We start from the raw sequence: 12,341 nt of genomic DNA on the forward strand, positions 1-12,341 counted from the left end.
ATATGGAAAAGGTTGTTATCGTTGATGCCATCCGTACGCCGATGGGCCGCTCTAAAGGCGGCGCGTTCCGCAACGTTCGCGCTGAGGATCTGTCGGCGCACCTGATGCGCAGTATTCTGTCCCGTAACCCGGCGCTCGAAGCCGCAGCGCTGGACGACATTTATTGGGGCTGCGTCCAGCAGACGCTGGAGCAGGGTTTCAATATTGCCCGCAACGCATCGCTGCTGGCAGAGATCCCTCATTCGGTGCCCGCCACCACGGTGAACCGCCTTTGTGGTTCGTCTATGCAGGCGCTGCACGATGCAGCACGCATGATTCAAACCGGGGACGCGCATGCTTGCCTGATCGGCGGCGTGGAGCATATGGGCCACGTACCGATGACCCACGGGATAGATTTCCACCCCGGCCTCAGCCGCAACGTGGCAAAAGCCGCGGGTATGATGGGCCTGACGGCTGAAATGCTCTCCCGCCTGCACGGCATCAGCCGTGAGATGCAGGATCAGTTTGCCGCTCGTTCACATCAGCGTGCCTGGGCTGCAACGGAAGCCGGCCACTTCAAAGCTGAAATTATGCCGACCAGCGGCCACGATGCCGACGGCGTTCTGAAGCGTTACGACTACGATGAAGTGATTCGCCCGGAAACCACGGTTGAAGGCCTGGCTGCGCTGAAACCGGCGTTTGATCCGGTCAACGGTACCGTTACCGCTGGCACATCTTCGGCGCTGTCCGATGGGGCATCCGCGATGCTGCTGATGAGCGAAACCCGCGCCAAAGAGCTGGGCCTGAAAATCCGCGCTCGCGTGCGCTCGATGGCCGTCGTCGGCTGCGATCCGTCCATCATGGGCTACGGCCCGGTGCCGGCCTCCCGGCTGGCGCTGAAAAAAGCAGGCCTGACCGCGCAGGATATCGACCTGTTTGAGATGAACGAAGCGTTTGCCGCCCAGATCCTGCCGTGCATTAAAGATCTGGGGCTGATGGATAAGATCGACGAGAAGATCAACCTGAACGGCGGGGCAATCGCGCTCGGCCACCCGCTTGGCTGCTCCGGCTCGCGTATCAGCACCACGCTTATCAACCTGATGGAGCGTCGCGACGCGCAGTTTGGCCTGGCCACCATGTGTATTGGCCTGGGTCAGGGTATCGCGACCGTATTTGAACGCGTTTAATAAAAAACGAAACTGAGTTTAGTTGCCGTGTTTCCCGCCTGTCAGGGGCGGGTTTTTTATATCTGAAAGATAAAAAAAACCACCGACGATGCGGTGGCTTATTCTGACGACGAACGGCCTTAAATAAAGGAGAAAGCGTCGCCGAACATGTGCTCAACCAGCGCCCCGCGCTCGTTACAGAACAGGTCACGGGCAATTTTTGCCATTTCGAAACGGCCCGCAATATAGATATCGTGCCCGCTCAGTGAAGCGTGATCCTGCATAACAGCGGTAAGCACAGTCCCGCTACGGCCACGCCAGCCTTCTTCCGGCTGCTCCACCACGGCTTCAACGCGCAGATTCGGATGCTGCAGGGTCAACCCTTCCAGCTCGGCCAGATCGTACAGATGTTTCTCTTCGCGGCCGCCCCAGTAGATGGCAATTTCACGCTCCGGGTTACGCGCCAGCGCCGTCAACAAAATAGAGCGAACGTAAGAGAAACCAGTCCCGCCGGCAATCAGGATAAGTGGGCGATCTTCATCTTCGCGCAGCCACGCATCACCATGCGGCATATCAACCACAATTTCCTGCTCTTTCAGAATACGGTCCATGACCGCCATGGCGTAGAGGTTGAGCTCCGAAGCACCAATGTGCAGCTCAATGAACTCATGCTCGCTCGGCGTGGATGCCATAGAGAACGGGCGCTTATCCCGCTCATCCATCACCACCATCAAATACTGCCCGGCCTGGAATGAGAAATCGCCTTCCGGCAGCAATCGAACGCGATATACCGTGTCGGTTATCGCTTCTACCGAGGTCACTTTACAGCTTAAGGTTGTCATGCGTCCCCTCTGTCGGGTCAATAATGCTAAACCGTAAAGGTCGCCGCTCAGGCGCCTTTGTCGTTATCAAAAATAGCCAGTTCATCCCAGATTGCATCAATACGCGCGCATACCTCAACATCTTTCTTGATTGGGCGCCCCCATTCACGCTGGGTTTCGCCCGGCCATTTATTGGTGGCATCCAGTCCCATTTTAGAGCCCAGCCCGGAAACCGGGGAGGCAAAATCCAGATAATCTATTGGCGTGTTATCCACCAGCACCGTATCACGGGACGGATCCATGCGAGTAGTGATCGCCCAGATAACATCGTTCCAGTCACGCGCATTCACGTCGTCGTCGCAGACGATAACAAACTTGGTGTACATGAACTGACGCAGGAACGACCAAACCCCCATCATGACTCGCTTGGCGTGTCCGGCATACTGTTTTTTGATCGTCACCACCGCGAGGCGGTATGAACATCCTTCCGGCGGTAGATAGAAATCAATAATTTCCGGAAATTGCTTTTGCAGGATTGGCACCAGCACTTCATTGAGCGCCACGCCCAGCACAGCAGGCTCATCCGGCGGCCGGCCGGTATACGTTGAATGGTAAATCGCATCCTGCCGCTGAGTGACATGGGTCACGGTGAAGACCGGGAAGCTATCCACTTCGTTGTAGTATCCCGTATGGTCGCCATACGGGCCTTCCGGCGCCATTTCACCAGGCTCAATGTAGCCTTCCAGCACAATTTCTGCACCAGCAGGCACTTCAAGATCGTTAGAAATACACTTCACGACCTCGGTTTTGGTCCCGCGCAGCAGTCCGGCAAAAGCATATTCGGAAAGCGTATCCGGTACCGGCGTCACCGCGCCTAGAATGGTGGCCGGGTCAGCGCCGAGCGCAACGGAGACAGGGAAACGTTCACCCGGGTGAGCTTCACACCACTCCTGGAAGTCCAGGGCACCGCCGCGGTGAGATAACCAGCGCATAATCAGCTTATTTTTGCCAATTAGCTGCTGGCGGTAAATACCCAGATTCTGGCGCTCTTTGTGCGGACCACGGGTGACCGTTAAGCCCCAGGTAATCAGCGGGGCAACGTCTTCCGGCCAGCAGCGCATGACAGGAATACGATTCAGGTCGACGTCATCCCCTTCCCAAACCTGTTCCTGACAAGGCGCATTACGCAGACGTTTAGTCGGCATATTCAGAACTTGTTTGAACTGCGGCAGTTTGTCGAACAGGTCGCGGAAACCTTTTGGCGGCTCGGGCTCTTTGAGGAAAGCCAGCAGTTTCCCGACTTCACGCAGGGCAGTCACATCTTCCTGCCCCATCCCCATCGCTACGCGTTTCGGCGTTCCAAAGAGGTTACACAGCACCGGCATGGTGTAGCCTTTCGGGTTTTCAAACAGCAGAGCCGGGCCGCCGGCTCGCAGCGTGCGATCGGCAATTTCGGTCATTTCCAGATTCGGATCGACAGGCAATGCGATACGTTTGAGTTCGCCCTGCTGCTCAAGCAGCGCAAGAAATTCGCGTAGGTCGTGGTATTTCATGCAATTTATCGTGACGTCGGATTTTGCCGTCATTATACGGACTTCACCGCCGCCATGCTGTATTTTTGTTAAATTAGCGTGAAACTGGCCGCCTTCGACCGCACCTGGACAGGTTATACTGAAGCCGTGTATCTCTGCGAAGGACGTTTTGTTATTCTGACTCGCTTAAGCGGGCGAAAAGAGAAATTATGCAATCCTGGTATCTTCTGTACTGTAAACGTGGCCAATTACTGCGCGCCAAAGAGCACCTTGAGCGTCAGGAGGTCAATTGCCTCACGCCAATGATCACGCTGGAAAAAATGGTGCGCGGCAAAAGAACTGCGGTCAGTGAGCCTCTGTTCCCTAATTATCTGTTTGTCGAGTTCGATCCAGAATCCATTCATACCACCACGGTGCATTCCACCCGTGGCGTCAGCCACTTTGTTCGCTTCGGTGCACAGCCGGCAACGGTTCCGGAAAAAGTGATTGATGAACTGATGCACTATCAAATAGAGAATATCATCGACCCAGAAACGCCGTATCCCGGCGATAGCGTGGTGATTACCGAAGGGGCTTTCACAGGATTAGAAGCGATCTTTGCTGAGCCAGACGGCGAAGCCCGCTCGATGTTATTGCTGAACTTGCTGAACAAGCAGGTGCAGCAAAGCGTCAGAAATACCGACTTCCGCAAGCTTTAATGCAAAAAGGCCAGCAAATGCTGGCCTTTTTGTTCCTGAATCGTAACTAGCGCTGCATCTGCTCATCGTGCAGCCATTGGGCAACACGTTTTGAGAAGTAGGTCAGTACGCCGTCCGCTCCAGCACGCTTAAAGCACATCAAAGATTCCAGAATGGCCGGTTTTTCAGCCAGCCAGCCGTTCTGAATAGCAGCCATATGCATCGCATATTCACCGGATACCTGATAGGCAAAGGTCGGCACGCCAAAGGTGTCTTTCACGCGGCGCACAACATCGAGATAAGGCATCCCAGGTTTAACCATCACCATATCAGCCCCTTCCTGCAGATCCTGAGCCACTTCCTGCAGGGCTTCGTCGCTGTTAGCTGGATCCATCTGGTAAGTCTTCTTATTGCCGCCCTTCAGGTTACCGGAGGAGCCAATTGCATCCCGGAACGGGCCGTAGTAGCAGGAAGCATACTTTGCAGCATAGGACATGATCTGGGTATTCACGAAGCCATCCGCCTCTAACCGATCCCGGATAGCGCCAATACGCCCATCCATCATATCGCTGGGCGCGACAATTTCGGCCCCGGCTTCAGCATGGGATAGTGCCTGGCGGACCAGAATTTCGCGGGTGACGTCGTTGATCACATAGCCATCAGCGTCAATAACACCGTCCTGACCATGAGTGGTGTAGGGGTCCAGGGCAACATCAGTCAGCAATCCAAGCTCAGGCACAGCATCTTTCAACGCACGTACCGCGCGCTGTACCAGCCCATTTGGGTTATAGGCTTCTTCCGCATGCAGCGATTTCCCGTCGCTTTCAATGACCGGGAACAGAGAGAGCACCGGTACACCCAGTTTTGCCACCACCTCTGCTTCTTTCAGCAGTTGATCGATAGTCATCCGGTAAACACCCGGCATTGACGGTACTTCCTGCTGCTGGTTGTGGCCTTCCATGACAAACACAGGGTAAATAAGGTCGTTTACCGTCAGCTGGTACTCAGCCACAAGACGACGGCTGAAGTCATGACGGCGTACGCGGCGCATACGACGACCAGGAAACGTACCGGGAAATGCATAGCTCATTTAACTTTCTCCTGATTAAAACCCAGTCGGAATAACCGACGAGCATTGTCATCTGTTATCTGCGCAAGCCAGGCCGGATCTTCGCCGCGCCATTCGGCAACCTTATTCAGGATATGGGGCAGATAACAGGGTTCGTTGCGGCGGGACGCAGGTTTTGGTTGTAGATCCCGGGGCAACAAATAGGGGGCATCGGTTTCCAGCAGCAGTTGCTGAGCGGGGATAACCGGAAGTAACTCTCTGAGGGCCAGGCCACGACGCTCATCGCAAACCCAGCCAGTAATGCCGATAAATAACCCTCGCAGCAGGCAATCCCGCGCTTCTGCCTCGGACCCGGTAAAACAGTGCAGCACCACGCCGGGCAGTTGATCCAGCCAGGGATCAAGCAGCGTTAGAAAACGCTCATGTGCATCCCGGCAGTGCAAAAATACCGGCATCATCAGCTCTGCGGCCAGCGCCAGCTGAGCGGTGAAAGCGCGCTCCTGCTCCGCCGGTGTGGAAAAGTTACGGTTAAAGTCCAGACCGCATTCGCCGATAGCGACGACCTGAGGTGCCGCAGCTAAACGGCGGATGGCGTCCGCGGTTTCATCATTCCACTGGCTGGCATCATGGGGATGCACTCCGGCGGTGGACCAGCAGTTTTCATATTGCTGCGCCATGCGTAACGCTTGCTCACTTTCATGGAGGTTGGTGCCGGTCAACATCATGCCGCTCAGGCCAGCCTGCCATGCGCGCGCGACCACATCCTCGTGATCTTTTGCGAATTGAGAACTGGTTAGATTCACGCCAATATCAAACATCTCTCCCTCCAAACGACAACCGCCCCTGAGGGCGGTTATTTAATTACTGCTCTTTTTCAGAGCGCGTCTCTTCAGATTCAGGCTCATCATCTTCATCGCCATTACGCCCTTTACCGACGTAGAAGCGGGAGAAGAATACGCCCACCTCAAACAGGCAGTACATTGGCACCGCCAGAAGGGTTTGCGAGAAAACGTCCGGCGGCGTTAACAGCATGCCGACAACAAAGGCTCCGACCAGAATATAAGGGCGTTTCTGTTTCAGAGACTCCGGCGTCGTCACCCCCATCCAGCACAACAGGATAATGGCGACGGGCACTTCAAATGCCACGCCAAAGGCCATGAAGAGCGACATGACGAAGTCGAGATATTTCGTAATATCCGTCGAGACAACCACCCCTATTGGCGCGGTTTTCGTCAGAAAGCCAAAGGCAAGCGGGAAGACGACAAAATAAGCAAAGGCGATACCGATATAAAACAGCAGCGTGCTGGAGAAGAGCAGCGGCATCACCATTTTACGTTCATGTTTGTACAATGCCGGGGCAACAAAAGCCCAGATCTGGTACAGAATGACCGGCGCGGCCAGGAACACCGAGACGTAAATGGTTAATTTTATCGGGGTAAAGAACGGTGAAGCGACATCGGTCGCAATCATCGTTGATCCCAACGGCATGTGTTTGATCAGAGGCGCGGAAACCACCTGATAGATGTCATTGGCGAAATAGACCAGCGCCAGGAAAATCACCAGCACGGCGATCATGCTGTTCAGCAGACGCTTACGCAGCTCGATCAGATGGCTAATGAGCGGTTGGGTATCTTCAACAGCCATGGTTACGATTTTTCACTTGGAGGTTGTGTTGGGGCCATAACCGGTGCAGCTTCGGGCAAAGACTTCACCTGAGGCTCGACAACAGGTTCGACGGCGTTCTCGACCGCCGCCGGCGTCGATGGCACTGCCTCTGAGGGCACGGCATCAGGCGCTGTCGCCTGATGCGCCGCGTTGGCTGGCGTTACGCCCTCATGGCTTTGCTGTTCATCCTTTACCAACGGATTATGGATGGTATGCGCTTCGTCACTGTTCTTTTCAGCATCGTTCTGGGTATAGGAACGCTTCATCGACTCAGCGGCCTGGCGCAGTTCGTCCATTGACGCCTTAAGTTCGGGCGTCAAATTATCCATACTGGCTTTCTCGACCTTTTTCAGGCTGTCCTGCAGTTCCTGCAGTTTCAGTTCCTGGGCAAGCTCGTTCTGCACCGTGGTAGCAAGTGAACGCAGCGCGCGCACCCAGCCAACAACTGTTTTTACCGCCACCGGTAAGCGCTGTGGGCCCAGAACAATCAGGCCAATCACAAACACCAGCAGCAGTTCGCCAAAACCAATGTCGAACACGGTTTATACCTGCTCTTTGTCGTTGCTTTTCGCTTCGTCTTTTTTCACGTCGCTCGGTTTTTCAGAGAGGGATTTCGCCGTGAAATCAGCATCCTTCTCACCATTTTCTTTCTCTTTGCTGTCGTCGTCACTCATGGCTTTCTTGAAGCCCTTAATGGACGCACCGAGATCTGACCCTAAAGAGCCTAGCTTCTTGGTGCCAAACAATAAAACAACGATAACAACAATGATTAGCAATTGTGGCCAACTGATGCCCATACCTACTCCTGAATAAAGATGTTAAGGCAATGAGAACCGCTATTATACGGCAATCACCCGTTAATTCCGATTAAAGTTCAGGCAGAGCGTCGCCAGCCAATCAGCCAGACAACGATCCCCCCCGCCATCAACCAGGCAGGCATAAAGTCCCACTCAGGTTTGTTGATCAGCAGCAGCGTGCCGCTCAGTATAAGCGTGGCACCAATGCCGAACAGGTAACGCGACTGTCCCTGCCGCACGTGATGAAGTTGCAGGTCGCGCTGAATTTTATCAACGCTAAGCTGTAATTGCTTGCCCTGGCGCAAACTGTTGTACACCAGTTCCGGCAATTCCGGCATTTTTTCCACCCAAAATGGCGCTTTCTCTTTAAAAGCTCGTACCAGAGCAGGAATACCAACCTGATCTTTGATCCAACTTTCCAGGAAAGGTTTCGCCGTTTTCCACAGATCCAGCTGCGGATAAAGCTGCCTACCGACGCCTTCGACGTATAAAAGAGTCTTTTGCAGTAAAACCAACTGAGGCTGAACTTCCATGTTGAAACGACGCGCGGTATTGAACAGATTCAGCAGCACATGGCCGAAGGAGATCTCTGCCAGTGGCTTCTCAAAAATAGGTTCACAAACGGTACGAATCGCAAACTCAAACTCTTCTACATTCGTGTCCGGCGGCACCCAGCCGGAGTCCACATGCAGCTCGGCCACTTTGCGGTAGTCACGGTTAAAGAAGGCGATAAAGTTTTCTGCCAGATAGCGCTTATCGTCTTTGTTCAGTGAGCCAACGATGCCGCAGTCGATACCAATGTATTGCGGATCGTCCGGGTGCTCGTAGCTCACGAAAATGTTGCCCGGGTGCATGTCCGCATGGAAAAAGCTATCGCGAAAGACCTGCGTAAAGAAGACCTGCACGCCACGCTCGGCAAGCAGCTTCATATTGGTGCCCTGGGCTTCGAGCGCAACAGTATCTGAGACGGGAACGCCGTAAATCCGCTCCATCACCATCATGTTCTCGCTGCAGTAGTCCGAATAGACTTCAGGCACATACAGCATCGGGCTATTTTCGAAGTTACGGCGCAGCTGGATGGCATTCGCCGCTTCGCGCAGGAGGTTTAGCTCATCGATCAGCGTTTTTTCGTACTCACGCACCACTTCCAGCGGGCGCAAACGTCGGCCATCCGGCAGCAAACGAGGCACCCAACGCGCCAGGCGATAGATGAGCTTCATATCAGCCTTAATCACCGGCAGAATGTCGGGCCGGATCACTTTAATCACGACCTCTTTGCCGCTCTCCTTCAAGCGTGCGGTATGCACCTGGGCAATAGACGCGGAAGCCAGAGGCTTGATGTCAAAATCGTCGAACCAGCTTTCAACGGGAATGCCTCCCATCGCCAACTCAATTTGTTTCTTCGCCAGCGCACCGTCAAAAGGGGCCACTCTGTCCTGCAGCATGGCCAGTTGGTCAGCAATGATCGGCGGGAACAGATCGCGACGGGTGGAAAGCATCTGACCAAACTTGATCCAAACGGGCCCAAGCTCCTGCAGCGCAAGACGAAGACGCTCGCCCAGAGGCTTATCGCGATGACGATTAGGCATCCAGAACAGGCAACGCCGCCACAAACGTAGCGGCAGCGTAATGCGCATTTTGGGGATCAGCTCATCAAGGCCATAGCTCAGAAAGGTACGGACAATGAAATAAAGGCGGCGAATTTCTCCTGGCGTCATTTACCCTCCAGCTTATCCAGCCGTTTGCTGAGTGCGTCCACCGAGCGTGCCAGCGCTTCGGTTTCCTCTGCGAACCAGGCAACTTCCAGCGAGCCAGGCGCAACGCGCCACTCTTCAGTGAGCGCTTCCCCCAGGTACTGCTGATTGCGTATAAATCCTTTTTTCAGCAGCTTGCCGCCATGGCGTGCAAACTTACTGATGCCTTCAGAGGCAATATCGCCTATATACGGGGCCAGCAGCTCCGCAGGGTCAAACTCCGCGAGATCCATCAGCGATGCCAGATTTTGTACAACCTGAATGTCACCAGTAACGTCAAGTTCACCGCTGCGAATCAGAGCGGTAAGTTGCTGGCGATCCCGCAGTTTCGGCAGCACGCCGATATGGGTTGAGACGCTACAGTCCGCCTCACCTTCCCACTGGCTCAGTACATCCAGCTGTTGTTCACTGAACACCAGCACCACAGGCGCTGAGAATTCTTTCAGGCTAACGCGCAGCGTCTTGCCTTGCAGACGTTGACGCGCAGATTTCAGGCTACGATCGCGCCAGAGGAAGGTGTTCAGTACCCCTTCGATTCCAGCAGTCATAAGCGACATAAATGGCATCGCTGCTCCCTGATTAGAATTTATAGCCACGGTGCAGGGCGACAATCCCACCGGTCATATTGTAATAGGTGGTGTTTTCGAACCCAGCCTCTTCCATCATGCCTTTCAGCGTTTCCTGGTCCGGATGCATGCGAATGGATTCTGCCAGGTAGCGATAGCTTTCGCCATCCTGCGCCACCATCTCCCCAATACGCGGCAGAATGTGGAAGGAATAAGCGTCGTAGGCTTTGTTCAGCGGCTCGAAAGCCGGTTTGGAGAACTCAAGCACCAGCAGGCGGCCACCCGGTTTGAGAACGCGGAACATAGAGCGCAGCGCAGCGTCTTTATCCGTGACGTTACGCAGGCCAAAGGAGATAGTGATGCAGTCGAAGGTGTTGTCCGGGAATGGCAGCGCTTCGGCGTTAGCCTGCACGTATCTGACGTTCCCCACAATGCCGATATTGCGCAGCTTTTCGCGCCCCATTTTCAGCATTGAGTCGTTAATATCGGCCAATACTACTTCGCCAGCCTCACCGACCAGACGGGAGAATTTCGCTGTCAGATCGCCCGTACCGCCCGCAAGATCCAGCACTCGCTGGCCGCGACGCACGCCGCTGCAGTCAATCGTGTAGCGTTTCCACAATCTGTGGATACCGAAAGACATCAGGTCGTTCATCACGTCGTATTTCGCCGCAACAGAGTGGAACACGTTCGCCACCATATCGACCTTCTGCTCTTTAGCTACGGTACGGAAGCCAAAGTGCGTTGTTTCCTGGGATCCGGACTCCTGGGATTCATCAACCATCTCAATGCCTGCTTAATAAAGAAAATGTTCGGGAAGTGTAACAGAATGGGCGTGAAAGCCCTATGATTCAACCGTGCTACTCAGCCTCAGTTTAGCGCTCTTCACCTGTGCGCGTTGCAGACAAAGTATCGAACTCAGCCGCAGGCTCTTCACACTCATGGCCCAATCGCGCCGAATCATCCTCATCTTCCTGACGAGCTCGCTCGACCAGGTCTGGATTCATCTCACGCTTTACTTCAACACCCAACCCGCGAAAAGCGTCCGCCTGAACCAGGATATTTCCACGCCCTGATGAAAGTTTTTTCATCGCCTGCCGGTAGTTATCCTGGGCCTTATCGAGGCTTTGCCCAATTGCAGACATATCATCCACGAACAGGCGCATTTTATCGTACAGGCGCCCCGCCCGTTCGGCGATTTGCTGGGCATTACGGCTTTGATGTTCATAGCGCCACAGATTGGCAATGGTGCGCAGCGCCACCAGCAGCGTCGTCGGGCTCACCAGCATTATGTTATTTTTCAGCGCTTCGCTAATCAGTTCAGGCTGCCTGTCGATAGCCAGCAGGAAGGCAGGCTCAACGGGAATAAACATCAACACGTAGTCCAGAGAACGTAGCCCCGGCAGCTGTTGGTAATCCTTGCGTCCCAGCAGCCGAATATGGCTGCGGATAGCGGCGATGTGCTCATTCAATGCACTTTCACGCGTGAGTTCATCTTCACTATTGAAGTAACGCTCATACGCCACCAGCGTCATTTTGGCGTCAATAACAACGTCTTTGCCCTGCGGCAGGCGAACAATAACGTCCGGCTGCATACGGCTGTTGTTTTCAAGCTGGATGTTCACCTGAGTCTGGTATTCATGGCCTTCACGCAGGCCTGAAGCTTCCAGTACGCGGGTTAACACCACTTCCCCCCAGTTACCCTGGGTTTTGTTATCACCTTTAAGTGCCTTGGTGAGGTTTAACGCCTCTTGTGCCATTTGTGCATTAAGCTGCTGCAGGCTGCGGATTTCGTGCGTCAGCGTATGGCGTTCGCGCGCCTCCTGACCAAAACTCTCCTGGACCTGACGTCGGAAGCCGTCGAGCTGTTCACGAAGTGGGGACAGCAACACGTTCAGGCTTTGGCGGTTCTGCTCTTCTACCTTACGGCCGCTTTGTTCAAAAATACGGTGGGCCAGATTCTCAAACTGCTCGTTCAGGCGCTGCTCGCTGTTAAGCATTTGGCGATGCTTATCTTCGGCATTGAGCCGGGTTTGCTCCAGCAACGTGGTCAGTTCACGAATATCCGCCTCCTGCCCGCTGTTAATTTCCATTTGGGCACGGACTTCACGGTTAAGCTGATCGCACTCTTCTCGCCAGTGCTGATTTTGCTGAAGCTCCTGCCGCGCGGCAGCAAGCTCGCCGTAGATTTCACGCTGCTCTTCATGCAAAGCCGCCTGCCGCTGCGCCGCGCGCAGGCTGGCGATAAGCCAGCCGGTCAGCAAGCCTACGAGGCCAATGCCCAGCCCAAATAACAGTGAAATATCCATGCTCCC

13 protein-coding genes are annotated in these 12,341 nt (G+C 54.5%); 2 read left to right on the top strand and 11 right to left on the bottom strand.

Going from position 1 to position 12,341, the window contains the following annotated elements:
- The first annotated feature begins 2 nt into the window (after window positions 1-2).
- The gene (fadA, locus tag VW41_17685) at window positions 3-1,166 is read left to right on the top strand and encodes a 3-ketoacyl-CoA thiolase (GenBank protein ID AJZ90723.1); all 1,164 of its coding nucleotides are present in this window, start codon (window positions 3-5) and stop codon (window positions 1,164-1,166) included.
- A gap of 119 nt (window positions 1,167-1,285) precedes the next feature.
- Here fadA and fre read toward each other — a convergent pair whose 3' ends face one another.
- Both fre and VW41_17695 read right to left on the bottom strand, forming a co-directional pair.
- Window positions 1,286-1,987, bottom strand: a complete 702-nt coding sequence (gene fre, locus VW41_17690) for an FMN reductase (GenBank protein ID AJZ90724.1) — start codon at window positions 1,985-1,987, stop codon at window positions 1,286-1,288.
- A gap of 47 nt (window positions 1,988-2,034) precedes the next feature.
- Window positions 2,035-3,519, bottom strand: a complete 1,485-nt coding sequence (locus tag VW41_17695; protein AJZ90725.1) for a 3-octaprenyl-4-hydroxybenzoate carboxy-lyase — start codon at window positions 3,517-3,519, stop codon at window positions 2,035-2,037.
- Window positions 3,520-3,707: 188 nt separating this feature from the next.
- On the opposite strand from VW41_17695, the gene rfaH reads away from it, so the two are divergent.
- Window positions 3,708-4,196: a transcriptional regulator gene (gene rfaH / locus VW41_17700; GenBank protein ID AJZ90726.1), complete on the top strand. Its 489-nt coding sequence runs from the start codon at window positions 3,708-3,710 to the stop codon at window positions 4,194-4,196.
- Between the two features lie 46 nt (window positions 4,197-4,242).
- Here the strand turns inward: rfaH and VW41_17705 are convergent, their stop codons facing one another.
- From VW41_17705 to VW41_17745, 9 genes are all read right to left on the bottom strand, one after another.
- Complete coding sequence (locus VW41_17705; GenBank protein AJZ90727.1) at window positions 4,243-5,265, bottom strand: delta-aminolevulinic acid dehydratase; 1,023 nt, start codon at window positions 5,263-5,265, stop codon at window positions 4,243-4,245.
- Window positions 5,262-6,062 carry a DNase TatD gene (locus VW41_17710; protein AJZ90728.1) on the bottom strand — a complete coding sequence of 267 codons (801 nt, stop codon included), beginning with the start codon at window positions 6,060-6,062 and terminating at the stop codon, window positions 5,262-5,264. Before VW41_17710 ends, VW41_17705 begins: the two co-directional genes overlap by 4 nt.
- Window positions 6,063-6,105: 43 nt before the next feature.
- Window positions 6,106-6,888 (bottom strand): twin-arginine protein translocation system subunit TatC, encoded by a 783-nt coding sequence (locus VW41_17715; protein ID AJZ90729.1) that lies wholly within the window; start codon window positions 6,886-6,888, stop codon window positions 6,106-6,108.
- Between the two features lie 2 nt (window positions 6,889-6,890).
- Entirely contained in the window at window positions 6,891-7,448 is a 558-nt protein-coding gene (locus VW41_17720) for a preprotein translocase (protein AJZ90730.1), read from the bottom strand.
- Window positions 7,449-7,451: 3 nt separating this feature from the next.
- The gene (locus tag VW41_17725) at window positions 7,452-7,706 is read right to left on the bottom strand and encodes a preprotein translocase subunit TatA (GenBank protein ID AJZ90731.1); all 255 of its coding nucleotides are present in this window, start codon (window positions 7,704-7,706) and stop codon (window positions 7,452-7,454) included.
- Window positions 7,707-7,783: 77 nt separating this feature from the next.
- Window positions 7,784-9,424 carry a ubiquinone biosynthesis protein UbiB gene (ubiB, locus tag VW41_17730; GenBank protein AJZ90732.1) on the bottom strand — a complete coding sequence of 547 codons (1,641 nt, stop codon included), beginning with the start codon at window positions 9,422-9,424 and terminating at the stop codon, window positions 7,784-7,786.
- Entirely contained in the window at window positions 9,421-10,026 is a 606-nt protein-coding gene (locus VW41_17735; GenBank protein ID AJZ90733.1) for a membrane protein, read from the bottom strand. The genes ubiB and VW41_17735 overlap by 4 nt, the downstream gene beginning before the upstream one ends.
- A 13-nt stretch (window positions 10,027-10,039) precedes the next feature.
- Window positions 10,040-10,810, bottom strand: coding sequence for a ubiquinone biosynthesis methyltransferase UbiE (gene ubiE, locus VW41_17740; GenBank protein AJZ90734.1), 771 nt, complete (start codon window positions 10,808-10,810; stop codon window positions 10,040-10,042).
- A 91-nt stretch (window positions 10,811-10,901) separates the two neighbouring features.
- Complete coding sequence (locus VW41_17745; protein ID AJZ90735.1) at window positions 10,902-12,335, bottom strand: DNA recombination protein RmuC; 1,434 nt, start codon at window positions 12,333-12,335, stop codon at window positions 10,902-10,904.
- Between the last annotated feature and the right edge of the window lie 6 nt (window positions 12,336-12,341).

This window comes from Klebsiella michiganensis (assembly GCA_000963575.1).
Taxonomy (GTDB): domain Bacteria; phylum Pseudomonadota; class Gammaproteobacteria; order Enterobacterales; family Enterobacteriaceae; genus Cedecea; species Cedecea michiganensis_A.

Coding starts and splice junctions, on each gene's coding strand:
- fadA (AJZ90723.1), top strand. CDS start 3: ATGGAAAAGGTTGTTATCGTTGATGCCATCCGTACGCCGATGGGCCGC.
- fre (AJZ90724.1), bottom strand. CDS start 1,987: ATGACAACCTTAAGCTGTAAAGTGACCTCGGTAGAAGCGATAACCGAC.
- VW41_17695 (AJZ90725.1), bottom strand. CDS start 3,519: ATGAAATACCACGACCTACGCGAATTTCTTGCGCTGCTTGAGCAGCAG.
- rfaH (AJZ90726.1), top strand. CDS start 3,708: ATGCAATCCTGGTATCTTCTGTACTGTAAACGTGGCCAATTACTGCGC.
- VW41_17705 (AJZ90727.1), bottom strand. CDS start 5,265: ATGAGCTATGCATTTCCCGGTACGTTTCCTGGTCGTCGTATGCGCCGC.
- VW41_17710 (AJZ90728.1), bottom strand. CDS start 6,062: ATGTTTGATATTGGCGTGAATCTAACCAGTTCTCAATTCGCAAAAGAT.
- VW41_17715 (AJZ90729.1), bottom strand. CDS start 6,888: ATGGCTGTTGAAGATACCCAACCGCTCATTAGCCATCTGATCGAGCTG.
- VW41_17725 (AJZ90731.1), bottom strand. CDS start 7,706: ATGGGCATCAGTTGGCCACAATTGCTAATCATTGTTGTTATCGTTGTT.
- ubiB (AJZ90732.1), bottom strand. CDS start 9,424: ATGACGCCAGGAGAAATTCGCCGCCTTTATTTCATTGTCCGTACCTTT.
- VW41_17735 (AJZ90733.1), bottom strand. CDS start 10,026: ATGCCATTTATGTCGCTTATGACTGCTGGAATCGAAGGGGTACTGAAC.
- ubiE (AJZ90734.1), bottom strand. CDS start 10,810: ATGGTTGATGAATCCCAGGAGTCCGGATCCCAGGAAACAACGCACTTT.
- VW41_17745 (AJZ90735.1), bottom strand. CDS start 12,335: ATGGATATTTCACTGTTATTTGGGCTGGGCATTGGCCTCGTAGGCTTG.